Annotated in this window: 21 protein-coding genes; 18 read left to right on the forward strand and 3 right to left on the reverse strand. The window is 29.1% G+C overall.

Features of this window, described 5'->3' with window-relative positions; all coding sequences use genetic code 11:
* Nucleotides 1–396: 396 nt before the first annotated feature.
* From LXD69_RS12065 to LXD69_RS12090, 6 genes are all read left to right on the forward strand, one after another.
* A complete protein-coding gene (locus LXD69_RS12065) occupies nt 397–3,372 on the forward strand; it encodes a T9SS type A sorting domain-containing protein (protein ID WP_246915608.1) in 2,976 nt (991 codons plus the stop codon).
* Nucleotides 3,373–3,800: 428 nt separating this feature from the next.
* Nucleotides 3,801–4,265, forward strand: a complete 465-nt coding sequence (locus LXD69_RS12070) for a hypothetical protein (protein WP_246915609.1) — start codon at nt 3,801–3,803, stop codon at nt 4,263–4,265.
* Nucleotides 4,256–6,031 carry a tetratricopeptide repeat-containing sensor histidine kinase gene (locus LXD69_RS12075; protein ID WP_246915610.1) on the forward strand — a complete coding sequence of 592 codons (1,776 nt, stop codon included), beginning with the start codon at nt 4,256–4,258 and terminating at the stop codon, nt 6,029–6,031. Before LXD69_RS12070 ends, LXD69_RS12075 begins: the two co-directional genes overlap by 10 nt.
* Entirely contained in the window at nt 6,028–6,639 is a 612-nt protein-coding gene (locus LXD69_RS12080; protein ID WP_246915611.1) for a response regulator transcription factor, read from the forward strand. The genes LXD69_RS12075 and LXD69_RS12080 overlap by 4 nt, the downstream gene beginning before the upstream one ends.
* A 340-nt stretch (nt 6,640–6,979) precedes the next feature.
* Complete coding sequence (locus LXD69_RS12085) at nt 6,980–7,945, forward strand: hypothetical protein (protein WP_246915612.1); 966 nt, start codon at nt 6,980–6,982, stop codon at nt 7,943–7,945.
* A gap of 72 nt (nt 7,946–8,017) precedes the next feature.
* Nucleotides 8,018–8,539, forward strand: coding sequence for a hypothetical protein (locus tag LXD69_RS12090; protein WP_246915613.1), 522 nt, complete (start codon nt 8,018–8,020; stop codon nt 8,537–8,539).
* A 70-nt stretch (nt 8,540–8,609) separates the two neighbouring features.
* Here the strand turns inward: LXD69_RS12090 and LXD69_RS12095 are convergent, their stop codons facing one another.
* Together LXD69_RS12095 and LXD69_RS12100 are read right to left on the reverse strand one after the other, a co-directional pair.
* Nucleotides 8,610–10,346, reverse strand: coding sequence for a T9SS type A sorting domain-containing protein (locus LXD69_RS12095; RefSeq protein WP_246915614.1), 1,737 nt, complete (start codon nt 10,344–10,346; stop codon nt 8,610–8,612).
* Between the two features lie 264 nt (nt 10,347–10,610).
* On the reverse strand, nt 10,611–11,174 hold the full coding sequence (locus tag LXD69_RS12100; protein WP_246915615.1) for a DUF1543 domain-containing protein: 564 nt from the start codon (nt 11,172–11,174) through the stop codon (nt 10,611–10,613).
* A gap of 194 nt (nt 11,175–11,368) precedes the next feature.
* Between LXD69_RS12100 and LXD69_RS12105 the strand changes: the two genes are divergently transcribed.
* From LXD69_RS12105 to LXD69_RS12155, 11 genes are all read left to right on the forward strand, one after another.
* Nucleotides 11,369–13,558, forward strand: coding sequence for a glutamine synthetase III family protein (locus LXD69_RS12105; protein WP_045966704.1), 2,190 nt, complete (start codon nt 11,369–11,371; stop codon nt 13,556–13,558).
* Between the two features lie 6 nt (nt 13,559–13,564).
* The gene (locus LXD69_RS12110; protein WP_045966706.1) at nt 13,565–14,017 is read left to right on the forward strand and encodes a GNAT family N-acetyltransferase; all 453 of its coding nucleotides are present in this window, start codon (nt 13,565–13,567) and stop codon (nt 14,015–14,017) included.
* A 262-nt stretch (nt 14,018–14,279) separates the two neighbouring features.
* Nucleotides 14,280–15,107, forward strand: coding sequence for an OmpA family protein (locus tag LXD69_RS12115; RefSeq protein WP_045966708.1), 828 nt, complete (start codon nt 14,280–14,282; stop codon nt 15,105–15,107).
* A 2-nt stretch (nt 15,108–15,109) separates the two neighbouring features.
* Nucleotides 15,110–15,553 carry a hypothetical protein gene (locus LXD69_RS12120; RefSeq protein ID WP_152640674.1) on the forward strand — a complete coding sequence of 148 codons (444 nt, stop codon included), beginning with the start codon at nt 15,110–15,112 and terminating at the stop codon, nt 15,551–15,553.
* A 101-nt stretch (nt 15,554–15,654) separates the two neighbouring features.
* Nucleotides 15,655–16,833, forward strand: a complete 1,179-nt coding sequence (locus tag LXD69_RS12125; protein WP_246915616.1) for an AIR synthase related protein — start codon at nt 15,655–15,657, stop codon at nt 16,831–16,833.
* A 102-nt stretch (nt 16,834–16,935) separates the two neighbouring features.
* Nucleotides 16,936–18,468: a glutamine-hydrolyzing GMP synthase gene (guaA, locus tag LXD69_RS12130; protein WP_246915617.1), complete on the forward strand. Its 1,533-nt coding sequence runs from the start codon at nt 16,936–16,938 to the stop codon at nt 18,466–18,468.
* A 94-nt stretch (nt 18,469–18,562) separates the two neighbouring features.
* A complete protein-coding gene (locus LXD69_RS12135) occupies nt 18,563–20,269 on the forward strand; it encodes a LysM peptidoglycan-binding domain-containing protein (RefSeq protein WP_246915618.1) in 1,707 nt (568 codons plus the stop codon).
* Nucleotides 20,270–20,337: 68 nt separating this feature from the next.
* Entirely contained in the window at nt 20,338–22,233 is a 1,896-nt protein-coding gene (locus tag LXD69_RS12140; RefSeq protein ID WP_045966716.1) for a PBP1 and LysM peptidoglycan-binding domain-containing protein, read from the forward strand.
* Nucleotides 22,234–22,638: an OsmC family protein gene (locus LXD69_RS12145; RefSeq protein WP_045966718.1), complete on the forward strand. Its 405-nt coding sequence runs from the start codon at nt 22,234–22,236 to the stop codon at nt 22,636–22,638.
* 80 nt (nt 22,639–22,718) lie between these two features.
* Nucleotides 22,719–22,946 carry a DUF3820 family protein gene (locus tag LXD69_RS12150; RefSeq protein WP_246915619.1) on the forward strand — a complete coding sequence of 76 codons (228 nt, stop codon included), beginning with the start codon at nt 22,719–22,721 and terminating at the stop codon, nt 22,944–22,946.
* Nucleotides 22,947–23,049: 103 nt separating this feature from the next.
* Nucleotides 23,050–23,463, forward strand: a complete 414-nt coding sequence (locus LXD69_RS12155) for a DUF805 domain-containing protein (RefSeq protein ID WP_246915620.1) — start codon at nt 23,050–23,052, stop codon at nt 23,461–23,463.
* Between the two features lie 55 nt (nt 23,464–23,518).
* Here the strand turns inward: LXD69_RS12155 and LXD69_RS12160 are convergent, their stop codons facing one another.
* Nucleotides 23,519–23,887: an RDD family protein gene (locus LXD69_RS12160; protein WP_246915621.1), complete on the reverse strand. Its 369-nt coding sequence runs from the start codon at nt 23,885–23,887 to the stop codon at nt 23,519–23,521.
* A gap of 228 nt (nt 23,888–24,115) precedes the next feature.
* On the opposite strand from LXD69_RS12160, the gene LXD69_RS12165 reads away from it, so the two are divergent.
* Nucleotides 24,116–25,732, forward strand: coding sequence for a CTP synthase (locus LXD69_RS12165; protein ID WP_045966723.1), 1,617 nt, complete (start codon nt 24,116–24,118; stop codon nt 25,730–25,732).
* The last annotated feature ends 19 nt before the right edge of the window (nt 25,733–25,751 follow it).

The following is a 25,751-nucleotide window of genomic DNA, read 5'->3' on the forward strand; positions in this document are numbered from 1 at the left end:
TAACGATCATAACCATCTGTCATTGATGGATTGATTCTATTTGATTTTAATATATTTTGATAGTTTTGCTCCAATCTAAGTTACCAAATTTTTAATCATACTAAAACAGTGCTTCTAACTTGAATATAATATCTTTTTTGTGCTTGTTTATGGATAAATTCGCCTTTTTCAATTTGGGGTATAACAGATAATTTAAAGCTTAAATTATAATCTCATTGGGCTCGCTTTTCCCTTTTGTTTTTTGAATTAATAATATAATGAGTCTATTTTGTGTCAACTTACTTAAGATGAGACATGATTAAAAAATAAATAGAAATAATTTTTCTTTATATGTTAAAAAAAGGTTAAATTTGTTTCTTTAAAAATAAATTAAGCCCTAACCAAATACTATTTAAAATGAAACATTATTACATTAGTTTACTATTTATCATCTGTTTTACCTTTCCCACTTGGTCTCAGGAATATAAAGAGATGATAATAAAATCAACGTATTCAGTTCAAGAAATTCAAGCCAAAGCAGAAGAACATTTTGCAATTGTAGGAAAAGAAAGAGGAAAAGGATATAAACCCTATAAAAGATGGGAATACAACGCATTAAGAAATATGGACGAGAGTGGACACCTTAAATCGCCAGATTTTTATTATAGCGAATTAGAAAGGTATAATAGATACAGAAACAACAACAATGTTTTAGCAAGAAACAATCAAGGAGGTTGGGAAGAACTAGGCCCAACATATTGGGATGATACTAGTGGATGGAATCCAGGAGTTGGAAGAATTACTTCAGTTAGTGTAGAAAGCAATAATACAAACCATATTATTGTAGGAGGAGCTTCTGGAGGAGTATGGAAAACAATAGATGGAGGAGCAAACTGGACTGTTTTAACAGATAACATGTCTAATCTAATCGTTTCCTCTTTAACAATTAACCCTTTAGATAATACTAATTATTTTTGGGGATCTTCAAACGGAACTATTTTTACTTCTACAGATTCAGGAAGCACATGGACTTTATTATCAGACACAGGTTCGGGTAATGTTAATAAAATATTGATAGACCCTACAGATGCCACAAAAATGTTTTGTAGTGTTCAAGGAGGAGGAATCTATAAGTCAACAGATTCGGGAGTAAATTGGACAATAATTCACCCTTTGGCGACTAACGGATATGATGTAGAATTTAAACCGGGTAATACAAATGTTATTTATGCAACAGGGAGTAAATTCTTTAAATCTATAGATGGAGGAGTAACTTTTACAACAGAAGATGATGTATTAAGTGTTTATCAACAACAATATGTATCTGGAGCAACGAGTTGGCAATTTGCTACTTCAAATTTAGATAATAGTGTAACACCAAAAACAGGAAATGGTTTAGGATTATTTTATATAACGGATTTTACTAATCCAGTAACACGTTTAATTCCTCCAGCAGTAAATTTAACAGGAGCTACAGCTCCAAAACTTAAGTTTTCTTATACTAATGTAAATTGGGATGACGATATAGATGAGTTAAGAGTTTTATATAAAACATCTGTAGGAGGAACTTGGACAGTATTAGCAACTTATACTACAGAAGCAAGTACATGGCAAGATATTACCATAGATTTACCAAATCAGTCTTCGGAATACTATGTTGCTCTTGAAGGAAAATCAAATTATGGTAGAGGAGTAACGCTAGATGATATAAGTATTGTTGATGTAACATTAGGAACACTTTTTGAAAATGGTTTTGAGTCAAATTTACCACTTTCAACTGGACCAAAAATGATGGGAGTTTCACCTAATGATCCTAATATAGTATATATCCTAGAAGCTAAAAATGGAAAATTTGGAGCATTTTACAAATCTATAAATAGTGGAGATACATTTGTTAAATTAAACCATGGGAACAAAAATTATTTTGGTTATAGTTCTCTAGCAGATGACGATAGAGGACAAGCACCAAGAGACATGGATATAGCAGTAAATCCTAATGACGCTAATGATGTACATATAGCAGGTATTTTATCTTGGAGATCTACAAATGGAGGTCAAAATTTTAGTATTACATCACAATGGGTTCCTCAAGACGCTGCAAATCAAAATATAGGATATTGTCATGCAGATATTGATATAATGGAATATGTAGGAGAAAAACTATATGTTGGAAGCGATGGAGGTATCTTTGTAGCAGAAAATCCATTAGTGGTAAATAGCAATTATTTTACAGATTTATCAACAGGACTAGGAATCAAACAGTTTTACAAAATTGGAGTTAGTCAAACAAGCCCTGAAGTAATAAGTGCAGGATCACAAGATAATGGATCATCAGTTTATAATAGTTTAGGAAATTGGAAAGATTGGTTAGGAGCAGACGGAATGGAATCTTTCGTAGATAAGAATAATAGTAATATCTTATACGGAACCACTCAACAAGGATCTTTATACAAATCAACAAATCAAGGAACATCTTATTTCGGATTAGCCTCTCCAGAAGATAAATCGGGAAATTGGATTACTCCTTTTGAACAAGACCCAATTGTACAAAACACAATATACTCTGGATACGATAAAGTATATAAATCTACAAATGGAGGCAATAGCTGGGTATCGATTTCTCAACTATTCGCAGGAAATTTAGACCATTTAAAAATTGCACCATCAAATAACAATATTATGTTTGCTGCAATAGGTGGTTCATTATATAAAACTATTGATGGAGGAGCAACAAACTGGGTTGCATTAAACGGTTTCGCAGGAAGCATTAATTCAATAGCAATACATCCTACAGACGCTAACAAAATAGCAATAGCAACAACAGGAAATCAGAAAGTATATATCAGTACAGATGGAGGAACAAACTGGACAAGCTATTTAAAGAACTTACCAAATTTCAGTGCCTTAGCCTTAGTATGGACAAATTATCAACAAGAAGGCTTATATGTAGGAATGAATTACGGTGTATTTTATATTGCAACAGCAGATCCTTTAGCAGAATGGCAACCTTTTAGCAACAATTTACCTAATGTACAAATTAGCGAATTAGAAATAAACACAGCAAATAATAAAATATATGCAGGAACATTTGGAAGAGGATTATGGAAATCAAATCTTTTTGAAACAGCATTGAGTATTGATAACTTTGATGCATTAAACACAATAACACTATTCCCAAATCCAGCAACTAACAAGGTAAACTTAAAATGGAATGAAAACGAAAATGTAACCATAAAAATATATGATGCATCAGGTAAATTAGTGTACTATACTAAAGATAAAAACCTAATAAATACATTTGAAGTAAATACATCTAGTTTTACATCTGGATTATATTTTGTAAACATTAATACTATAGACAAATTCGTGATAAAAAAGCTAATAATAGAATAAATCACCTTTTTAAATAGTTAATAAAGTAAGCCCAATACTAGATTTTTATTTCTAGTATTGGGCTTTTTTTATTCAGAAAATATTATTTTGAACCCGTTGGGTGCAATTATTAAAAACGGTAGTTTGAGTGTTTTTTGTGCAGTAAAACAGAACAAAAAATGTATCGAGAACCGTTTTTAATGAAATTTTTCTTGTTCTCGATACGATTTTCTATCGAAAAACACTCGAACTGACAAAAAAATCATCAAAAATTAATTACACCCAACGGTTTTTTTTGATAATAAATACACTATAACAATTTGTATTCTTTAAGTTTTGAAAAAGAATTAGTTAAACGTAAAACAGATACTTAAAATCCCCATTGTTAGGTATTTTATTCTTATTTTAGAGTGTTAAATTAGCACTATAGAAATCAAAAAATATAAAACATGAAAACCTATGAATCTTGCGGAAAAATAAACTTCAACAACGATATAAAAACAGTTGAAGTAAGAACAGCACTTCCAGAAACATTAGAAAGCGGACAGTATAAATACATAAAGTATTATAACATTTCAAATGATAAACATTACGGAATTTTAGGAATCTTAATTATAGAAGGAGGATCAAACAAAGATTTAAGAGATTCAAATTCACCACTAGGAAAAATACAAGTAGATAAAAACCTTATAAAATTAAACGATCTAAAACCATTTAACAATGGGAAAGACTTTTCAAAATTAGAAAAAGATGACATCATTTATTTTATGTGTTTTCATGATGAAGAATTTTATGGTTCTGAAAAAGAACTAAAAATATTCCAAGAAAGCTTGCCAAAATTTCCCGATTTTGGATTAATAGAAGAACCAAAAGTAGGAAATGGAGGTGTATTAACATTTGAAGGATGCTTATAATAAACACAAATAAAACACTATTAACCATAGCAGCAATCTTAATTGTTGCTTTTTCGTTTAGTCAAAATTTAGAACTAAATAAACTAAAAGAGAATATAAACAAAGCAGACATAGAATCGTCAAAAAATAATATTGAAAAAATAGAAAAAATCCCCTTAAATAACCCTCAAAAAGCAACTTTCAATTATTTAAAAGCCAATTACTTTAAACTCATAAACGAAGATAATCTAGCCTATGAAAACTATTTAAAATCTAAAAAAAACTATTTAGAATTAGATAGTTTAGCCAAAGTAGCCACAATAAACATTGAAATGGTTTCATTATTATTAGCCATAAACAATAATAAAATAGACTACAATTTATATATCAAAGAATTCTTAGACTACGCAGAAAAAACAAATGATTCAAAAAGACTAAGCGAAGCATACATGCAATTAGGAAAATCATTTTACACCTCAAACCCAGAATTATCAATACAATACTTCTTTAAAGCACTACATGAAAATAGCAAACAAAAAAACACTATTTATAGTGCAAGAATCATGCAAAACATCGGAGCAACATACGCTTCAGATAAAATATTAAAATTAGATTCAGCCCTCTTTTTCTATGATAAAGCAATGAAAATTTATGAAAAAGACACATTAAATGAATACAAATCATATATCTATATAAACAGAGGAGTCGTTTTTACCAAAAAAAAACAATTCGAAAAAGCAATAGAAAGCTTTCACAAAGCCGATTCAATTCCAGTAAAAGAATTTAAAAACAAAAACAAAGAAATAATATATGGATTCTTAGCAAATGCATACAAAGAAAATGGAGACTATAAAAAAGCAATAGAATACCTCGAAAAACAAAAAGTATATCAAGATATTTTAGGCGAGAAAGAACAAAATAAAGCCATTATTGAAATAGATACCAAATACAAAACAATCGAAAAAGAAAAAGAAAATAAAGCACTAAAAAAAATAAACTTCAAAAGTAAAATAACAATTATAATCATTGTAACACTCCTATTATTATCCATTCTCATAGGATTATTATCATTTAAAAATATCATAAATAAAAAGAAAATAATAGAACAACAAAAAACAATCGAAGTAAACCTATTAGAAAATAGACTAAAAGAAAACCAACTTAACGAAATTGACAAAATGCTAGAAGTTCAAGAAAAAGAAAGACAAAAAATAGCTGATGAACTACACGATAACTTAGGAAGCCTATTAGCAACCTTAAAAATAAACTTTGAAACCATACAAAACCAACAAATAACAGACAAAGCATTATACGCAAAAACAAATGAAATAATAAACGAAACATATCAAGAAGTTAGAAATATAGCCCACCTAAAAAATAGCGGAGTAATAGGAAGAGAAGGACTATTGGCATCGGTAAAAAAAATGGCAGAAAAAATGTCCATTCCAAACAAAATTATTTTTAATGTTATCCCATCCGGACTAAATGAAAGAATAGACAACACTATAGAAGTATTACTATTTAGAATCATCCAAGAACTATCCACAAATAGCATAAAACACGCAAAAGCAACAGAAGTAAATATTTATCTAAATCAATACAATAAAAAAGAAATTAATATAATGATTGAAGACAACGGTTGCGGCTTTAATCCAGAAAATATAAATAAAAATGGAGGAATAGGACTAAAAAATATAGAAAGAAAAATAGAACAATTAAATGGAGTATTTACAATTGATAGTAAAATTTCAAAAGGAACAACCATAATAATAGACTTACCAATATGATACGAATAGTTATAGCAGAAGATCATCAAGCTCTAATAGATGGAATAAAACTAGCATTAGAATATGAAGAAGACATAATAGTAATAGGAGAAGCATTAGATGGAGAAATGCTAATAGAACTAGTTAAAAATAAAAAACCCGACATTGTTGTAACCGATATAAGAATGCCCAAATGCGATGGCATTACAGCAACTCGAATAATAAAAAAAGAATTTCCAAGTATAAACATAATAGCCTTTAGCATGTTTGACCAAGATGAAGCAATTGAACAAATGAAAAATGCAGGAGCAATAGGATATATCATGAAAAATTCATCTCTAAAAAAACTAGTAGAAGCAATAAAAAGCGTAGCCAAGAACACTCCATTCTATGATGATGCTATAATTACAAAAGACACCACAACCAAAGAAGAAATCATTCTAAGCACAAGAGAAAAAGAAATACTTAGATTAGTAGGAGAAGGAAAAACATCACAAGAAATAGCCGACATACTATTTGTTGCCAAAAGCACAATAGACACACATAGAAAAAACATTTTAAAAAAAATGAATATTTACGGAAAAACCGATTTAATCCGATTTGCAATTGAAAGAAAATACGACTTTTAACCTCTTAAACACTATATAATAAAAAGTATAAAACCAAATAAATAAAATAGTATCCTAACCAAACAAAGCAATGTCTTAACAAGATAAGACAGTGGCTCAATCAAATAAAGCTTTGGTACAATCAGAAAAATAAACATAAAATAATAGTAAAAAAACAGATTAAAAACCTGTTAAGCATAAAAAAATCCCCATTGTTGGGGATTTTTTTATGAATATAAATAAAGAATTTTACCATGTAGTTAGCTAACCAATAAACAAATTAAAATGGAGATTAGAAACCAGAATAAAAACAAGGCGTAACCGAAAAGCCAAACGAGTAGGAAAACTAAAACTAAAAATCATGGAAAATAAAGAAAATTTAAACGACATTATAAAAGGATTAACAGGATATGTGTCAAAACCATTTAAATACACAGTTTCCTATTTTAATGGAGAACAAACATATACAGAAAAATTTGTAGTCCTTACAATAGGGAAAGAATTCACAGGAAACACCTCAAAAGGATTAGATGTTATAATTGACCAAGTATCAACAGCACTTGGAGCAGCTGTAGGAACTGCAACAGGAGGTTTAGGTTTAGCTTTAGGACCACTTACTAATATTGCACTACACTGGATAAAAGACCAAATATTCAATGCAGATGGAACCATTACAATTATGCTAGCAAATCATTATATAGGAACAAAAAACGGAGGAATAGATCCTACCTTTTGGCCAGGAGGCTTAGAAACAGCACATTGGGAAGGAATTGTAAATAGTATTATGGTAGCTTTAAATGCGCTAGGAAGTAAGTTTGATGGAAAAGAAGAACTTACCTATTCTGAAAACATAACCGTTCAAGGAAATTATTCAGAAGAAACTAATATTCCAGCAGTAGAAAGAGTTAAAGAATATTTTTCAAATCAAGAAATATTTACAAGAGAATCTATCTCAGTAAATAATTTTTCAAACCAAAACTTTTATAAAATGGGATTACCAACTTTAGTAAATAATAAAGGATTTGAAACATTTCTAAATGAATCTTTAGGGCAAATGAGTATTAGCTCATCTAATGTATCCACTTACGGATTAAGTTGCTTGGCTTGTAAATCAGTTGCTTATGCAACAGCAGGAGTTTTAGTAGTAATGAGTGCTGTAGCATTAGCAGAAATAGTAGTTACTTCAAGCATTGTAGGCTCATTAGCATCAGCATTAGGAATATCACCAGCATTAGCACTTCAATGCATTAGAGTAGCAGTAAATTCAATTGCTTTTGGAGCATCAGTAGTAGCAAATGAAATATGTTCAGCAGCAGGATTTTGTTAAAAAAATAAATAAACTAAAATATTGGCACGACTATTGTTTATCTTTATATAGAAAATAAAAATAAAAAAAGATATGAAAAAAGTGACCTTAATTCTAGCTTTAATCGGGATGATTACGCTACAAAGTTGTGTTAAAGAAGAAGTAATTGTAGATGATAACTTTGATAATGATACCATTAGTGAAGTGTTTGAATTAAAAAATGTAAATTTTAGTTTTAATAATTCTACTGGTGGATATTTTATCTATAGAGAATTAAATCCACAAATTTATGCATCAGATGTTATTCTAATATATAGATTGACCGATTTAATTAATTCAAATACACCTGTTTGGCAATTAATTCCAAGAACAGTGTTTTTTGATAACGGAGATGAATTAGATTATGATTTTGATTTTAGTAAAGAAGATTTTACAATTTATGCTGATGGTACTTATAATTTATCAAATACACCTGAATTTATTAATAATCAAACTTTTAGAATTGTAATTGTTCCAGGTTATTTTTCAAAAACTACAAACTCTATAGACTATTCTAATTATGAAGAGGTTATAAAGTATTTCGGAATAGACGATAAAAATGTTGAAATTTTATAGTGATTTATAAATAAGAAAGAGGAATAGAAAGTTCCTCTTTCTTATTTATAAATTAAATTTACTTATCTTATTAATTTTTAATTATTTTTTTTGAAAATATTTCGTCATTTCCTTCTATAATTAAATTGTACATTCCTTTCGGTAAATTTGATATATCTAAACTTAATGATTTAGAATTAATTTTTTTTTCACTAATTAAAACACTACCTATAAGATCTATAATTTTAATTGAATATGGGAAATTTTTGCTATTAATTTCTATATTTAAAATTGAGGATGAGGGATTTGGATATATGTTGAAAGTAACATTTTTATCATTATTTTCTACCATTAATTTTGATGCTCTATTCGTTCGTTCTACATAGACTGAATTACTTGGGTAATAATACGTAAAATCATTTTTAACTACCATTCTGCGATAATAAACTTTATTTGATCGACTTGCTCTTTGATTTGGAGTATAGTCTTTTGAAAATTCTTTATCTATGTTATACCAATTTATATTATCATGTGAAAACTGCCATAGATAAAAGTGATTATTCATGTCTAAAGTTGGATCGCTTCCAAGAAATGGTTGAACTGATTCTGATCCACTAGTCAGACTACAACAAATTGTATTAGTGATATTGCTATTGTTAGTTGGGTATATTCCAATTACATTGCTGGTAACTGCCTTTCTTGCTGTAATGACATTAGCTGGGTTATTTATATCAATTACTAATCTTCTGTATTGCCTTGCTTGATTAACTGAATTTGTTGGTGTATAATCTTTCTGTGTTGCATTAGGAATGTCTTTCCATCCATAACTTTCTTTATAATCAACATAGTTATCCCAATTAGGCATAGTAGGGTTTGCAATTCTTGTTTGCCACTGGTAATTATTTACAGGAATATTAGGAGTATTACGATCTGAACTAACGATATATGCATTATTCCCAACTATAGTTTGTGGTATCGATCCATAAGGTAAATATTGTTCTGCCTCAATATTATTTGAAAACTTCAATCTTGATATATTTTCAAAGGGTCTATTCATGAAAATTCTGAACGTTTTCGAATATGAAATTATAGTTACTGCTTCACCAGTATTACTAACTATACCATATGTTTTTTTCTTTTGTTTCAAAACAGCTGAAGAATAAGCTTGGGCCATATTACCTTGTCTATCTATAAAATCATAAGGAGTCTCAAAGGTGGTAGGGTTATTATAATCATAATAAACCCATGTAAACTCTTTACTTCCTGGAATAGATATTGGTAATTCTGGAGATATTGGTACAGCAGCATAAGGAACAATCTCATAATATTCGCATGAAGTACAATTGCCACTACTATTACCAGTTCCACCATCACCACCAGTTGTCGTACTTACAACAACAGATTTATTTGCGCTTTTGTATTTTATACCTGAATAGGTTTGGTATTCAGCGTAAATGTAACCACCAGTTGCATCAAATTGGCCAGAGTTTAAAGTAATTGTAAAACTTCTATATGCAGTTGTAGAACCTAAAAATAAAAGACCTCCACCATCACCACCATTGGCAACATTTATTGGAAAAGATGTGTTTTTTTGATAGTAAATCTTAATTGTTCCAGGATAGTTGTCACTTGGAGCATTAGCAAGTGTAACCTGTGTGTCTAGTGAAACAGTAGCTGTTGTATTTGCATTAATTGAAATAGGTTGGCTTGAACTTATTCCACTACCATTTACGTTATTTACGGTTAATGATACTGATTGAGAAAAAATTTTATTACTGATATTTATTAATAATAAAAGAACTAATTTAAGAATAATTTTTTTGTTCATTTTTTGTTTTTGTAAAAGTATTATTTAATAGAATTTGAATTATGATTAAATCAAGATTATTTTTTACATTGTATTTAATATAAAAAACAATGCAAAGAATAGGCGGTTATATTTCTTTTTTGGGTATACAATTGGGGAAGACACTGTAGGTTGAATCATTATGATAGCATTTATACTAGTAGATTGAGCTTGTCAAAATAATTTATTTACTTATTCTTTAAAAATTTAGACAAGTTCGATCTGATAAAATTATAGTACTATTTTTTATCTTTTTATTTTATCAAATTTTAAATAACCAATGTGTTTTTCATCAGTAATTAAATCATTTTGTTTTGTGATTCTTAATTGATATAAAGATTTAAATTTTGGTAATAAAATATCTTCAATATTGTGAATATCATCAACATCAACACCATATTGATCGTCAATGTGAGAAACAGCCCCTTTAAAATTATAATGCTTATAAAAAGCAGTTTGTTTAGCTTTTTTTATAGCTTCAGCCTTACTTTTAGCAACAGTTAAAACCTTATAATGATATTCCTCAAATTCATTTTCTTTATAACCACCTAAATTCAAAAAGAAAAGTTTCTCTTCTTGCTCATTTTTTTCATTTCTAGCAATAACTTCAATAGAATACTCATCTACACTAGTTACTTTTTGCCAAGCATCAACATGAATCTTACCATTAGCTTCAGGCCAAAAATCGACCATATCTTCCTTTAATTCAACTAGAGTAGTACCAATGCCAAAAAAAATATCATGTTGTTCCGTTAATCTACCTTTTGGAGTACAACCTAACATGATCATGTGTAAATAAGATGTCTTCATATATCAAAGATAAAAAAAGACCACAAAATAGAAAGCTAAACAACTTATTTTTAGTTTTATTTCTCAAAAAAGCTTAGTAAAAGTTTTTATTTTGTGATTAACCCTATTTTTTTAGGGGTTACTTTTAAAATGTAATAAAAAATAAATATATTTGCATCGTAAAACAAGGGGTATAACTTTTAAAACACAACTTTATGTCAACATTTCGTTTTAATGCATTAAAAGAAACAGCAGGTAGAAAACCAGTAGTTGTTGAAAAACTAGAAAAAAAATCTATCATTTTTGGAAGCAATGTTTTTAATGATAAATCAATGCGCCAATTTTTAACACCAGATGCTTATAAAGCAGTACAGAATGCAATTCAGTTAGGGACAAAAATTGATCGTAATATAGCGGAATATGTTGCAATGGGAATGAAAGAATGGGCATTAAATAAAGGAGTAACCCATTATACACACTGGTTTCAACCATTAACAGGGACAACAGCAGAAAAACACGATGCCTTTTTTGAAACCTCATTTGATGGCTCTGATCCAGTAGAAAAATTTGGAGGAAGTCAATTAGTACAACAAGAACCAGACGCATCTTCATTTCCAAATGGAGGAATTAGAAACACATTTGAAGCAAGAGGATACACAGCTTGGGATCCTACATCTCCAGCTTTTATATACGGAACCACTTTATGTATTCCTACAATCTTCGTTTCTTATACAGGAGAAGCATTAGATAATAAAACACCATTATTAAAAGCATTACAAGCTATCGATCATGCTGCAACCGAAGTAGCAAAATACTTTGACAAAAACGTAAAAAAAATTACACCAACATTAGGTTGGGAACAGGAATATTTCCTAGTTGATAGAGCATTGGCAAACGCTAGACCAGATTTATTAGCTACAGGAAGAACACTTTTAGGACACACAGCGGCAAAAGGACAACAATTAGACGATCATTACTTTGGATCAATTCCTTCAAGAGTGCTAACATATATGCGAGATTTAGAAAACGAATGTATGCTATTAGGTATTCCAGTAAAAACACGTCACAATGAAGTTGCGCCAAGTCAATTTGAATTAGCACCAATTTTTGAAGAAACAAACTTAGCGGTAGACCATAACTCTTTATTAATGGATGTAATGCAAAAAGTAGCAGAACGTCACGATTATAAAGTACTATTTCATGAAAAACCATTTAAAGGAGTAAACGGATCAGGAAAACATAATAACTGGTCACTAGCAACCGATACAGGAGTAAACCTATTATCACCAGGAAAAACTCCTATGAGTAACTTACAATTTCTAACATTCTTTATTAATACTATTAAAGCCGTTCATGATTACGAAGAACTAATGCGTGCATCAATTGCATCAGCAAGTAATGATCACCGTTTAGGAGCAAATGAAGCACCACCAGCAATTATTTCGGTATTCATCGGACAACAATTAACAAAAGTATTAGCAGAACTAGAAGGTGTAACAAAAGGAAAATTGTCACCAGAAGAAAAAACAGACTTAAAATTAAATGTAGTAGGAAAACTACCAGATGTCTTATTAGATAATACAGATAGAAACAGAACATCACCTTTTGCATTTACAGGAAATAAATTTGAATTTAGAGCAGTAGGATCAACAGCGAATTGTGCTACTTCAATGACAACATTAAATGCAATTGTAGCAAAACAATTAAGAGACTTTAAAAAAGAAGTAGACACATTAATTGATACAAAAGAATTAAAGAAAGACGAAGCAATCTTTAATGTATTAAGAGAATATATAAAACAAACGAAAAATATCCTTTTTGAAGGAGATGGATATAGTGAAGCTTGGGAAAAAGAAGCTAAAAAACGTGGATTAAGCAACCATAAAACGACTCCAGAAGCATTAAAAGCTAAAGTTTCTAAAAAAGCAATTGAATTGTTTGAGGAATTAGAAATAATGAACCATGTTGAGGTAGAAGCTCGCTACGAAATAGAATTAGAAGAATACACTAAAAAAATTCAAATTGAAGGAAGAGTTTTAGGAGATATTGCTCGCAATCATGTAGTTCCAACAGCAATTCGTTACCAAAACACATTAATTGAAAACGTAAAAGGACTAAAAGAAATTTTCGGAAAAGAATTTGAAAAAATCGGAAAAGAACAAATCACTTTAATTAAAGAAATTTCAGAACACATTGAAGGAATTAATACAAAAGTAGAAGCAATGATAGAAGAGCGTAAGAAAGCAAATAATATTTCAGACGCAGTGAAAATGGCAGAAGCATATTGTAATAAGGTAAAACCATATTTTGAAGAAATTCGTTATCACGCAGACAAGTTAGAACTACTTATTGATGACGAAATGTGGACTTTAGTAAAATACAGAGAATTATTATTTGTAAGATAATAATAAATGATTGAAATTGTAAGAACAGACTCTAAGAATACTAATTTCATAGCATTAGTACAATTATTAGACGTGTATCTTGCTGAAAAAGACGGGGAAGAACATGATTTTTATGATCAGTTTAATAAAATAGACACAATAAATAATGTAATTGTCCTATTTGAAAACAACATAGCTGTTGCTTGCGGTGCAATAAAACCGTTTGATAAACAAACTATGGAAATAAAAAGAATGTTCACAAAAACAGAAGCAAGGAAAAAAGGATTTGCTAAAATGATTATTAATGAATTAGAAAAATGGGCTTTCGAATTATCTTATAATAAATGTATCTTAGAAACAGGAATAAGACAAATAGAAGCAATACAATTCTATCATAAAAACAATTATCAAGTAATTCCTAATTACGGACAATACAAAGGAATTGAAAACAGTATATGTTTTCAAAAAAAACTTAGATAGTTCTTCAAAAAATATTAAAAACCTATTCATAACGAATAGGTTTTTAACTTTTATAAAAATTCAGGGATTATAAATTCAAGTAACACCAAAGAGCCTACCTCTATATTGATAATGTAACTATGCCTGATTGGAAATAAAAAATTAAAATCAATTAAAAACAAACGTGTATATTCTAAAAAATAACCACGTTTTTTATATTTTTACACTTTAGCACACTTTTATATATAATTTAAAAGTTGTTACTTCGTAAAAAAATACAATTATGAGAGTTCGCTTTTTAATAATATTTATACTTCTTATTAATACACTTTTTGCACAAGAGCAATTTTCTGTATTTTTTGAAAGTGATAAGTATGATTTAACAACTCAAGAAGAAATAAAACTAAAAGATTGGATTGCAAAAAATAAAACATCAAAAATTGTAGCTATAAACGGTTACACAGATGAAGTAGGATCTTCTAGTTATAATGATAGTTTAGCACAAAAAAGAGTCAGTTTTATCCATAATTTTATAAAGAAAGAAGTTCAAATAAGAGAAGACTTTAAAACAAGAAGTTTTGGAGAAAAATTTGCCCATTCAGGAAATAAAGCAGAAAACAGAAAAGCTACTATTTATTATATTCTTGAAGAAGATCTGCATAAAGAAAACGAAATCCTAGGAATTGAAGAAAAAGAAATAGATACAGTTGCAATAGTTGTTGATGAAAATGCACCACTTCATGAAAAAGTAAAGCATGCAAAAGTAGGAGATAAAATAATTTTAAAAAACATCAATTTTTATCAAAATACATTTGCAATTACACAAGAGTCAAATGCAGCACTATATGATTTATTATTTGTAATGCAAAACAATCCAAGTTTAAAAATACAGATACAAGGACATATTTGTTGTGTAGATGAAGACAGAAGGAACCTATCATTAGAAAGAGCCAAACAAGTAAGGCGATTTTTAGTTGTCAAAGGAGTATCACAACAAAGAATATTAGTTACAGGATTTGGAGTCACTCAACCTATGTATCCAATTCCTGAAAAAAATGAAGAACAAGCAGCAGCAAATAGAAGAGTAGAAATAGAAATTATAAGAAAATAATTATGAAAAAAATATTTTGTATAACATTAATAAGCATACTTTTTTTAAGTTGTTCAGATAAATGTTTGGAAGGAAAACATCCAGTTCCAGCTACTTTTTTTGTCGAAATTATAGATGAGACAACAAATGAAAATGTTTTTGAAAACGAAACATTTGCAGAAAGCGATATTAAAATAACAGATGTAATAGGAAACGAAGTACCTTATAATTTTATTGAAGGAATTAACACAATTCAACTCTATCCTAAAACAACAATTAATGCTAATAATATTGATGTTAAGATTACGTTGAATAATCAAACTACAATGCTAATAAAAGAAGTAAACTTAAAATATAATGTAGAATCTAAACAGGAAGAATGCTATACTTCATTTAGTTTCACTAATATTTTATTTCCTGATAATGACTCAGAATTAGTTGGAGGAGTCTTTAAAGTAAAAATTTAAACAGTTTTCTAATTTCAAATTTCTAAGTTTTGATTTAAAAAACTATCTTTGCACAACAACTACAAACTGAAGAATTTCAGTTTAAAACAACACTACTTTCAATGAGTTCTGAAACGAGCCAACGCTACAATCTTAGAGGAGTTTCTGCTTCTAAGGAAGATGTGCATAATGCCATCAAAAACATTGACAAAGGATTGTTCCCAAAAGCATTCTGTAAAATCATTCCTGATTACTTAACAAATGACGAGGATTACTGTATTATTATGCACGCAGATGGTGCTGGTACAAAATCAGCATTAGCGTACATGTATTGGAAAGAAACAGGTGATATTTCGGTTTGGAAAGGAATTGCGCAAGATGCATTAATCATGAATATTGACGATTTATTATGTGTAGGAGCAACAGATAATATTTTACTTTCTTCAACAATTGGAAGAAATAAAAGTGTTATTCCTGCGGAAGTTTTGTCAGCAATTATTAATGGAACAGAAGAATTAATCTCCGATTTAAAACAACATGGTGTAACTATTCATTCAACAGGAGGAGAAACAGCCGATGTAGGTGATTTAGTAAGAACAATAATTGTAGATTCTACCGTTACAGCAAGAATAAAACGTATCGATGTTATCGATAATGCAAACATTCAAGCAGGAGATGTAATTGTAGGTTTAGCCTCTTACGGACAAGCTACCTATGAAAAGGAATATAATGGAGGAATGGGAAGCAACGGATTAACCTCTGCTCGTCATGATGTATTTGCTAAATATTTAGCCGAAAAATATCCTGAAAGCTATGATGCATCTGTTCCTAATGAATTAGTATATTCGGGTCAAGCCCAATTAACCGATGTAGTAGAAAATAGCCCAATCGATGCAGGAAAATTAGTATTGTCACCTACAAGAACCTATGCACCAGTAATTAAGAAAATTTTATCAAAATATAAATCAGATAAAATTCATGGAATGGTACATTGTAGTGGTGGAGCACAAACAAAAGTACTTCATTTTGTAGATAATGTTCATGTTATAAAAGATAATTTATTTCCTGTGCCACCATTGTTTAAGTTAATACAAGAACAATCGAAAACCAATTGGAAAGAAATGTATCAAGTATTCAATTGTGGTCATCGTATGGAAATTTATGTTCCTGCTAACATAGCAACTGACATCATTGAAATTTCTAAATCATTTAATATAGAAGCTCAAATTGTAGGAAGAGTTGAAGCTTCAAATGAGAAAAAATTGACTATAAATAGTGAATACGGAACTTTTGAATACTAAAAGAATTTCATGCTGAACTTGTTTCAGCATCTTTTTTAATATTCGAATGTATTTAAAAAAAAAACAATAACAACTCAAAACTTTTAAAATAAAAGTACAACAATGCAACACAACGTATTAATTTTAGATTTTGGTTCACAATACACGCAATTAATAGCGAGAAGAGTAAGAGAGCTAAATATTTTTTGTGAAATTTTTCCATATAATAATCCTCCAAAAGATTTATCAAGCTATAAAGCAGTAATCCTTTCAGGAAGCCCATTCTCTGTTCGTGCAGAAGATGCTCCTCATCCAGATTTGTCAGAAATTAGAGGTAAAAAACCATTATTGGCAGTTTGTTATGGTGCACAATATTTAGCCCATTTTTCAGGAGGAGAAGTAGCGCCTTCAAATATTCGTGAGTACGGAAGAGCAAATCTTTCTTATATTAAAGAAAATGAGGTGTTTTTAGAAGGTGTGTCGGCAGGAAGCCAAGTTTGGATGAGTCACTCAGATACTATTAAAGCGTTGCCAACAGGTGCTGTGCGTTTAGCAAGTACTAAAGATGTTGAAAATGCAGCTTATAAAATAGAAGGAGAAACTACTTATGCGATTCAGTTTCACCCAGAAGTATATCATTCAACAGACGGAAAACAAATGTTAGAAAACTTCTTAGTGAAAATTGCAGAAGTACCACAAACCTTTACACCAAATGCTTTTGTTGAGGAAATTGTTGCCGAAATGAAAGAAAAAATCGGTAATGATAAAGTAGTTCTAGGATTGTCTGGAGGAGTAGATTCTACTGTTGCAGCAGTTTTATTAAATAAAGCCATTGGTGAAAACCTATATTGCATATTTGTTAATAATGGACTTTTACGTAAAAACGAATTCCAAAGTGTATTAGATCAATATAAAGGAATGGGATTAAACGTAAAAGGGGTTGATGCATCTAAACGTTTTTATGATGCTTTAGCAGGATTAGATGATCCAGAAGCAAAACGTAAAGCAATTGGTAATGCTTTTATTGAAGTTTTTGATGATGAAGCTCATCAATTAACTGATGTTAAATTTTTAGGGCAAGGAACAATATATCCTGATGTTATAGAATCAGTTTCAGCTACTGGCGGACCAAGTGCTACAATAAAATCACATCATAACGTAGGTGGTTTACCTGATTTTATGAAATTGAAAATCGTAGAACCATTGCGTATGTTGTTTAAAGATGAAGTACGTAGAGTAGGAGCAACTTTAGGAATTGATCCAGAATTATTAGGGCGTCATCCTTTCCCAGGTCCAGGTTTAGCAATTCGTATTTTAGGTGATATCACTCCAGAAAAAGTAGCTATCCTTCAAGAAGTAGATGCTATTTTTATAAACGGATTAAAAGAACATGGCTTATATGATAAAGTATGGCAAGCAGGAGCTATTTTACTTCCAGTAAATAGTGTTGGTGTAATGGGAGATGAGCGTACTTATGAAAAAGTAGTTGCACTTAGAGCGGTTGAATCTACAGATGGAATGACAGCAGACTGGGTACATTTACCATATGATTTCTTAATGAAAACTTCAAATGAAATTATTAATAAAGTAAAAGGCGTAAATAGAGTCGTTTACGATATCAGTTCAAAACCACCAGCAACTATTGAATGGGAATAAGAATAATATTTAGTTGAAAAAACTTTGAAAAGTCATTACAATAAATAACTTTGTAATGACTTTCTTAATTTTTAAAACAAACAAACATTCATTCATGAAATACATTTTAATTTTATTAGCATGCTCTAACCTCCTTTTTGCCCAAGAAATTAAAACAAATAACTACACAATACAACCTAAAGAAACATTGTATTCTATTTCAAAGAAATTTAATGTTTCAGTTGATGAAATCAAAAAGATTAATACAGATCTTACAGATAATTCACTTAAAATAGGACAAGTAATTTTAATTCCAGAAAAACTTCAAAAAAAACAATCAAAATTAAATTCAAATAAGAATGAACACATTGTTCAATCACAAGAAACCCTATTTGGAATTGCTAGAAACTATAATGTATCTGTTCAAGACTTAGAAGATATAAACGAAGAGGTGTTAAAAGAAGGACTACGAACAGGGCAAAAAATAAAAATTCCTAACAAGAAAAAAACATTAGATGGAAAGCCAAGAATAATTACAAATGAAACAGTATTTCATAAAGTTATACTTGGTGAAACAAAATATTCAATTTCAAAAACCTATAAAATTTCTATAGAACAATTAGAAATACAAAATCCAGAAATTATAAACGGACTTGTTGAAGGAACTATATTAGCAATCAATTCGTCGGGCATAAAACCTAAGAATGAACGTGAAGAATTAATGGTTGCATTAGCCGAAAAGCAAGCTATAATTGAAAAGAGTAAAGCACAAAACTCTAAAATAGAAGATTTAGAAGATAAATTAATTGTGCAAAAAGAAATGAATCAAAAAATTATAAAATTGAATTCATTAGACGTTGATCTGAAAGAAATTGATGAATCAAAAGGGAATTCAGTTGAAAAACTAAAATTAATATTAGAATCAAATAAAAACGTTCAAGACATTCTATCATCAAAATTAGATTCATTAGTAGTGAATATGTATAATGATTTAGATAATTTAAAAAAATCAAATATAGATGATGTAGATACTTATAAAAAGCTTCAAAAAGAATCTCAAGCCAATAGAATAGAAACAAATAAAATGATTGTTCAATTAAAAAGAGACTTAAATGAATCTAGAAAGAATTATGTCGATTTAATGAACAAAGTACAACGAGTAAACGTACAACAAGAACAAGAATTAAAAAGACGTAACAAAAGTGTAAAACAAGCCGAAGCTGAACGTGAAGCTGAATTAGAACAAATAAGAAAGATACAAGAATTACACGCAAATAGTGATAAAACAAATGAATCTCTTTTCTTTAAAATGGAAAGATTAGAAAAAGAAAAAGAATATGAGATCACAAAACGTATAGAAAAAGCAACATTTTACAGTGCTTCAGCTAGAGAATACGATGATAGACTTGCACTTCAAAAATTGATACGTTATCAAAATAAAATAAGACAAGATAAAAAAATAATAGAAGTAGTTGAAGAACCAATGTTACTGGAAGATATTAGAATGGAAATTAAGAAGAGTAATTTTAATAAAGACAGAGTTCCAGCTATGGAAACCATTACAAATTTAAAAGATGAAGAAAATGGGTTTTATTTAGTATTGAAGATTACACAAGATACGGAGGAAAGAGATCGTTTTACAAGAGCATTGTCAGACGAAGGTGACCTAAAAACAAGCTTTTTCTATGACATCAATACTTTTTCATATTACATATATTCTCAAAAATTTAAAACATTTGAAGAAACTTTATACACAATAAAAAAGAAAGAAAGTTTACCTTTGTACGCCCAAACTACAATTGTCGAATTAAAATTGGAATAGATTTTGACAATTAAAATATAATAAAAAGTAAATAGACAAGTTATTTAATAAGATTAATAATTAAAATTATGAGAATTTTCAAGCTTTTATTTGTTTTGTTCATTTTTTCTTCATGTGTTGCAAAAACAAAACAAGACTCATTTTTAAAGCACAATGTTGAAAAAGGAGAAACAATTTTTAGTATTGCAAAAAAATACCAAATAACACCATTTGATATTTATAGACTAAATCCAGATGCTAAAAACGGTATTCAAGAAAACACGGTATTATTAATCCCGAAAAGAACAGTTAAAGAAACAAAAGCAGAAGCAGAAACAAAAAATATTGTTCATGAAGTAAAATCAAAAGAAACACTATATAGTATTGCAAAAGAATATGAAGTTACTGTAGCTCAAATTCAAGAATGGAATTCAGAACTTTTAAAGGATGGATTAAAAAAAGGACAAGAAATAATTGTTGGAAAAGAAAAGTCAGCCGTAAGTGAGAATTATGTAGAAGTGCAAAACACGAAAAATACAGTAGAAACTTTTTCTCATAAAGTACTGCCAAAAGAAACATTATACGGAATTGCAACAAAATATAATATTTCAATTGATGAAATTATAGCACAAAATCCAGATAGTAAAGATGGATTAAAAGAAGGAACAATTTTAACACTTAAAAAAGCTTCTTCAAAAACAATAACACAGGTTAACGACGCAAAATTATATACTGTAAAACCAAAGCAAACTTTATATAGTTTATCAAAAGAACTAAAACTATCACAAAAAGAACTTATAAAGCTTAATCCAGAACTCGAAGAAGGATTAAAAGAAGGCATGGTTTTAAAATTACCAAATGATTCAAAACAAGACTCTCTTTTTATAGAAAAACCATTAGTTAACTTATTAAGTACAATTAAGAAAGATAAAAAAAGAAATTTAGTACTATTATTACCATTCAATTTAAGTAAAATAGATGAAAATACAGCGTCTATTCGTCAACAAATTAAAGATACACCTCTTCTAAATTTAACTTTAGATTTTTATGCAGGAGCAATGATGGCGATAGATTCTGCAAAAGTATTAGGATTGCCAGTAAATGTGAAAATTCTAAATGTTGAAAGTACTAGAACATCATCTAATATTGCACAATTAATAAAAGATAATGATTTTTCAAATGTAGATGCAGTAATTGGACCTTTCCAAAATTCTCATGCAGAGACAACAGCAGAACTTTTATTAAAATATAATACACCAGTAATTTCTCCTCTATCTAAAGAAGTTGGTATGAAATTACCAAACCTTTATAATGCAGTTCCATCAGAAGAATATATGATAAGTAAGCTTTTTGCATACTTTAAAGAAAAGGAAGGAAATGTAGTTTCAGTAATAAGTGCTAAGAAAAAATCTACAAAAGATTTTCTAATCAAAAACTATCCTGAAGTTAAACATACTGCTTTTAATGAAAGTGGAGCAGTTGATTTAAATAACTTAAAAGCATTACTTGTAAAAGGGAAAAAGAATTTTGTAATTATAGAATCACAAACTACAAATCAAATATTGAATACAACTAATTTTTTAATGAAAATTAAAGGAGATTATGATGTTCAACTAGTTGTTTTTAAACTGAATGATTCTTTTGAATATATAGATATTCCAATTGCAAACTTAACAGAATTAAATATGTTATTCCCTTCAACTAAAAATGAAGAAGAGTTAGAAGCAGATAAAATATTTGATAAAAAATATAGAAACGAAAATGGTATTTCACCAAGCGTTCCAGCTTCAAAAGGATTTGATATTACATTTGATACAATATTGCGAATTTGCCAAGAAGAAGGATTTGCAAAATCTGTAGAGAATTATAAAACCGAATATTTTGAAAATTCATTTGATTATATAAATGACAATGGAAATATAATAAACAATGGAGTCTATTTAATGTATTATGATACTGATTTAACAATTAAACAAGTAAAATAGATGGCAACCTCAAAAATAACATATCTAGGAGAATTAAGAACTTCGTCTATACATGTAAGTTCTAATTCAGAAATTATTTCAGATGCTCCATTAGATAATAATGGTAAAGGAGAAGCCTTTTCACCAACTGATACCGTTGCAAACGCATTAGGAAGTTGTATGTTTACCGTAATGGGAATAAAAGCTCGCGATTTGAATGTTGATTTATCAGGTTCAACTGCTGAAGTAACAAAAATAATGGGAACAGAACCTAGAAGAATTACAGAAATTCATATAACTTTTAATATGAATATCAACCCAGAAGATAAAACAAAGACTATTTTAGAACGTACAGCAAATACTTGTCCTGTTCATTATAGCTTACATCCAGACATTAAAAAAGAAATTATTTTCAACTGGAAATAATGAGTCATAAATAAGGAATATTTAAAAGAGATTAGAATTATTTTTTAATCTCTTTTCTTTATATAAAATTTTAAATTGAAATGACTAACCAAGAACAACTCGTAAAATTAGCACATGCTAAAATGCCTTTTGGAAAATATAAAGATTACTATCTTATTGATTTACCAGAATATTATATTGTTTGGTATAGTAACAAAGGATTTCCAAAAGGTCAACTAGGCGAACAATTAAAACTAATTCATGAACTAAAATTAAACGGATTAGAAGAATTAATTAGAAATATTCGAAGAAATTTCTCCAAAAAATAAAGAGTTATTAATCCTAAGTGTTAATAAGTTTGTTGTTATAAATAAAAATCAAATTATTGTTTTTTTATTTTTGGATAAAATAAAATTTTAACAAACTAAAATTATGGAAAAAACAGAGCACAATTACAATGCGTTTGATTGGTTCAAAAAAGTTGTTTTAAAAAATTATTCAAACTTTGAAGGTAGAGCAAGGAGAAAGGAATATTGGTATTTTGTACTAATAAATTTTATTATAAGTTTTGTCTTAGGCTTCATTAGTGGTTTAGCGGGACTAACTTTTAATAATGGAAATTCAGGAATATTAGATTTAATATATTCTCTATTATTAATAGTACCTTCTATAGCAGTTGGAGTAAGAAGAATGCATGATGTTGGTAAAAGTGGTTGGTATTTATTAATTCCAATTTATAATATTATATTAGCTGCTACTGAGGGTGAACAAAAAAGAAATGAATATGGAGAGAATCCAAAAAGTTCAAATCATGAAATCAATGAAATAGGAACCTCACAAGAATAAAAAAAAATAAGCTCCATTAAGGAGCTTTATTTTTATATATAGATGGTTTTGAAAACTATACGTTAACAACTTTTGTTTTTGCAATATTATCACCTAATCTTGGTTTGTCTATTAAAACTAAGATAGCATCAACTAAAGGTATGAATAAAGTAACATTTCTCATAATACTAGCCATGTAATCACCGTCTAAAGATGAACCGTCTTCTTTTACAGCTTTGTATTTCATTACTTTTTTACCAATACTTTGCCCACCAAATAGTGCATCTCTTAGAAGAAGGTAAGCGATTAAAAAGATATAGCTTAAAGAAACAAGCCAATACATCTCTGTTGCCCCAGCTATAAATGCTAAAATTGCTGGAATAATATATGATACTATACCATCAATAAAATAACCCAAAAATCTGTTTAACTTTGATACTTCCATTTTTTTATAGTTTTAATTGTTAGTTCGCCAAATATAGAAAAAAAAGTTAATTTTTAATACTTTAATTTTAGAAATAAAGCCCAATTTTCATATTTATAAATTATCAAAATCCCAAATTAAGTTGTACTTTTGCCACGTTTTTTAATAAAGAAGATAGTAACTATCATATCATCTAAATGATTTACAATTATATTAGATGAGCAGAACACAACTACAAACCACAACACAATGAATCAAACAAAGTATATTTTTGTTACAGGAGGTGTAACTTCTTCCCTAGGAAAAGGAATTATAGCAGCTTCTTTAGCTAAATTGCTACAAGCAAGAGGATATAGGGCAACAATTCAAAAATTTGATCCCTATATAAATGTAGATCCAGGGACATTGAACCCTTATGAACATGGGGAATGTTATGTAACAGATGATGGAGCAGAAACAGATTTAGATTTAGGGCATTATGAGCGTTTTCTAAATGTACCAACTTCTCAAGCTAATAATGTAACTACTGGAAGAGTATATTTATCGGTCATTGAAAAAGAAAGAAGGGGAGAGTTTTTAGGAAAAACAGTTCAAGTTGTACCTCATATTACAAATGAGATTAAGCAACGTATGCAACTATTAGGACAAAGTGGCGATTATGATATTGTAATTACTGAAATTGGAGGAACAGTAGGAGATATAGAATCTCTACCTTATATAGAATCTGTACGTCAATTATTATGGGAATTAGGAGAAGAAAATGGAATTGTAATTCATTTAACATTAGTTCCTTTTTTAGCAGCAGCAGGAGAATTAAAAACAAAACCAACACAACATTCTGTTAAAACATTAATGGAAAGTGGTATAAAAGCGGATATTCTTGTATGTAGAACAGAACACGAACTGTCTGATGATTTACGTCAAAAATTAGCATTATTTTGTAATGTTAAAAAAGAAGCAGTTATTCAATCTATAGATGCATCAACAATTTATGATGTTCCAAATTTAATGCTTGAAGAAGGATTAGATAAAGTTACCCTTAAAAAATTAGGATTGCCTGAAAAGAATACTCCGGATTTAAAAAATTGGAATGAATTTTTACAAAAACATAAAAACCCTAAACATGTAGTAAATATTGGTTTAGTAGGGAAATATGTAGAATTACAAGATTCTTATAAATCAATACTAGAAGCATTTATACATGCAGGTGCTGCCAATGAAACAAAAGTTAATGTCATTTCAATACATTCAGAGTATTTAGATGTCAAAACGGCAGAAAAACAATTAAAAGGATTAGATGGCATATTAGTTGCTCCTGGATTTGGAAATAGAGGGATTGAAGGAAAAATAGAAACAGTTAAATATGCACGTGAAAATAATATTCCATTTTTAGGAATTTGTTTAGGAATGCAAATGGCAGTTATAGAGTTTGCCAGAAATGTATTAGGATATGCAGATGCAAACTCAATTGAAATGAATGATAGTACAACTCATCCAGTTATTAATTTAATGGAAGAGCAAAAAAATATTGAAAATAAAGGAGGAACCATGCGATTAGGAGCATGGAAATGTAATTTGAAAGAAAATACGTTGGCACATACTATTTATGGAAAAACAGAAATATTAGAACGTCATCGTCATCGTTACGAATATAACGGAAAGTATTTAAACGAATTAGAAAATGCTGGTTTAAAAGCTTCAGGATTAAATCCAGACACGGGCTTAGTTGAAGTAGTAGAAATACAAAATCACCCATTTTTTATAGGAGTTCAATACCATCCAGAATATAAAAGTACTGTTGCAAACCCACACCCACTTTTTGTGAGTTTAGTTGCTGCTGCGGTTCAACATAAAAATAAAAAATAACTGTTTACTATTACTGTAA

This window comes from Flavobacterium sediminilitoris, assembly GCF_023008245.1.
Taxonomy (GTDB): Bacteria; Bacteroidota; Bacteroidia; order Flavobacteriales; family Flavobacteriaceae; genus Flavobacterium; species Flavobacterium sediminilitoris.

What these genes read in the sequence shown, in the direction of transcription:
- LXD69_RS12065 (WP_246915608.1), top strand. Translation starts at nt 397, where the DNA reads ATGAAACATTATTACATTAGTTTACTATTTATCATCTGTTTTACCTTT.
- LXD69_RS12070 (WP_246915609.1), top strand. Translation starts at nt 3,801, where the DNA reads ATGAAAACCTATGAATCTTGCGGAAAAATAAACTTCAACAACGATATA.
- LXD69_RS12075 (WP_246915610.1), top strand. Translation starts at nt 4,256, where the DNA reads ATGCTTATAATAAACACAAATAAAACACTATTAACCATAGCAGCAATC.
- LXD69_RS12080 (WP_246915611.1), top strand. Translation starts at nt 6,028, where the DNA reads ATGATACGAATAGTTATAGCAGAAGATCATCAAGCTCTAATAGATGGA.
- LXD69_RS12085 (WP_246915612.1), top strand. Translation starts at nt 6,980, where the DNA reads ATGGAAAATAAAGAAAATTTAAACGACATTATAAAAGGATTAACAGGA.
- LXD69_RS12090 (WP_246915613.1), top strand. Translation starts at nt 8,018, where the DNA reads ATGAAAAAAGTGACCTTAATTCTAGCTTTAATCGGGATGATTACGCTA.
- LXD69_RS12095 (WP_246915614.1), bottom strand. Translation starts at nt 10,346, where the DNA reads ATGAACAAAAAAATTATTCTTAAATTAGTTCTTTTATTATTAATAAAT.
- LXD69_RS12100 (WP_246915615.1), bottom strand. Translation starts at nt 11,174, where the DNA reads ATGAAGACATCTTATTTACACATGATCATGTTAGGTTGTACTCCAAAA.
- LXD69_RS12105 (WP_045966704.1), top strand. Translation starts at nt 11,369, where the DNA reads ATGTCAACATTTCGTTTTAATGCATTAAAAGAAACAGCAGGTAGAAAA.
- LXD69_RS12110 (WP_045966706.1), top strand. Translation starts at nt 13,565, where the DNA reads ATGATTGAAATTGTAAGAACAGACTCTAAGAATACTAATTTCATAGCA.
- LXD69_RS12115 (WP_045966708.1), top strand. Translation starts at nt 14,280, where the DNA reads ATGAGAGTTCGCTTTTTAATAATATTTATACTTCTTATTAATACACTT.
- LXD69_RS12120 (WP_152640674.1), top strand. Translation starts at nt 15,110, where the DNA reads ATGAAAAAAATATTTTGTATAACATTAATAAGCATACTTTTTTTAAGT.
- LXD69_RS12125 (WP_246915616.1), top strand. Translation starts at nt 15,655, where the DNA reads ATGAGTTCTGAAACGAGCCAACGCTACAATCTTAGAGGAGTTTCTGCT.
- guaA (WP_246915617.1), top strand. Translation starts at nt 16,936, where the DNA reads ATGCAACACAACGTATTAATTTTAGATTTTGGTTCACAATACACGCAA.
- LXD69_RS12135 (WP_246915618.1), top strand. Translation starts at nt 18,563, where the DNA reads ATGAAATACATTTTAATTTTATTAGCATGCTCTAACCTCCTTTTTGCC.
- LXD69_RS12140 (WP_045966716.1), top strand. Translation starts at nt 20,338, where the DNA reads ATGAGAATTTTCAAGCTTTTATTTGTTTTGTTCATTTTTTCTTCATGT.
- LXD69_RS12145 (WP_045966718.1), top strand. Translation starts at nt 22,234, where the DNA reads ATGGCAACCTCAAAAATAACATATCTAGGAGAATTAAGAACTTCGTCT.
- LXD69_RS12150 (WP_246915619.1), top strand. Translation starts at nt 22,719, where the DNA reads ATGACTAACCAAGAACAACTCGTAAAATTAGCACATGCTAAAATGCCT.
- LXD69_RS12155 (WP_246915620.1), top strand. Translation starts at nt 23,050, where the DNA reads ATGGAAAAAACAGAGCACAATTACAATGCGTTTGATTGGTTCAAAAAA.
- LXD69_RS12160 (WP_246915621.1), bottom strand. Translation starts at nt 23,887, where the DNA reads ATGGAAGTATCAAAGTTAAACAGATTTTTGGGTTATTTTATTGATGGT.
- LXD69_RS12165 (WP_045966723.1), top strand. Translation starts at nt 24,116, where the DNA reads ATGAATCAAACAAAGTATATTTTTGTTACAGGAGGTGTAACTTCTTCC.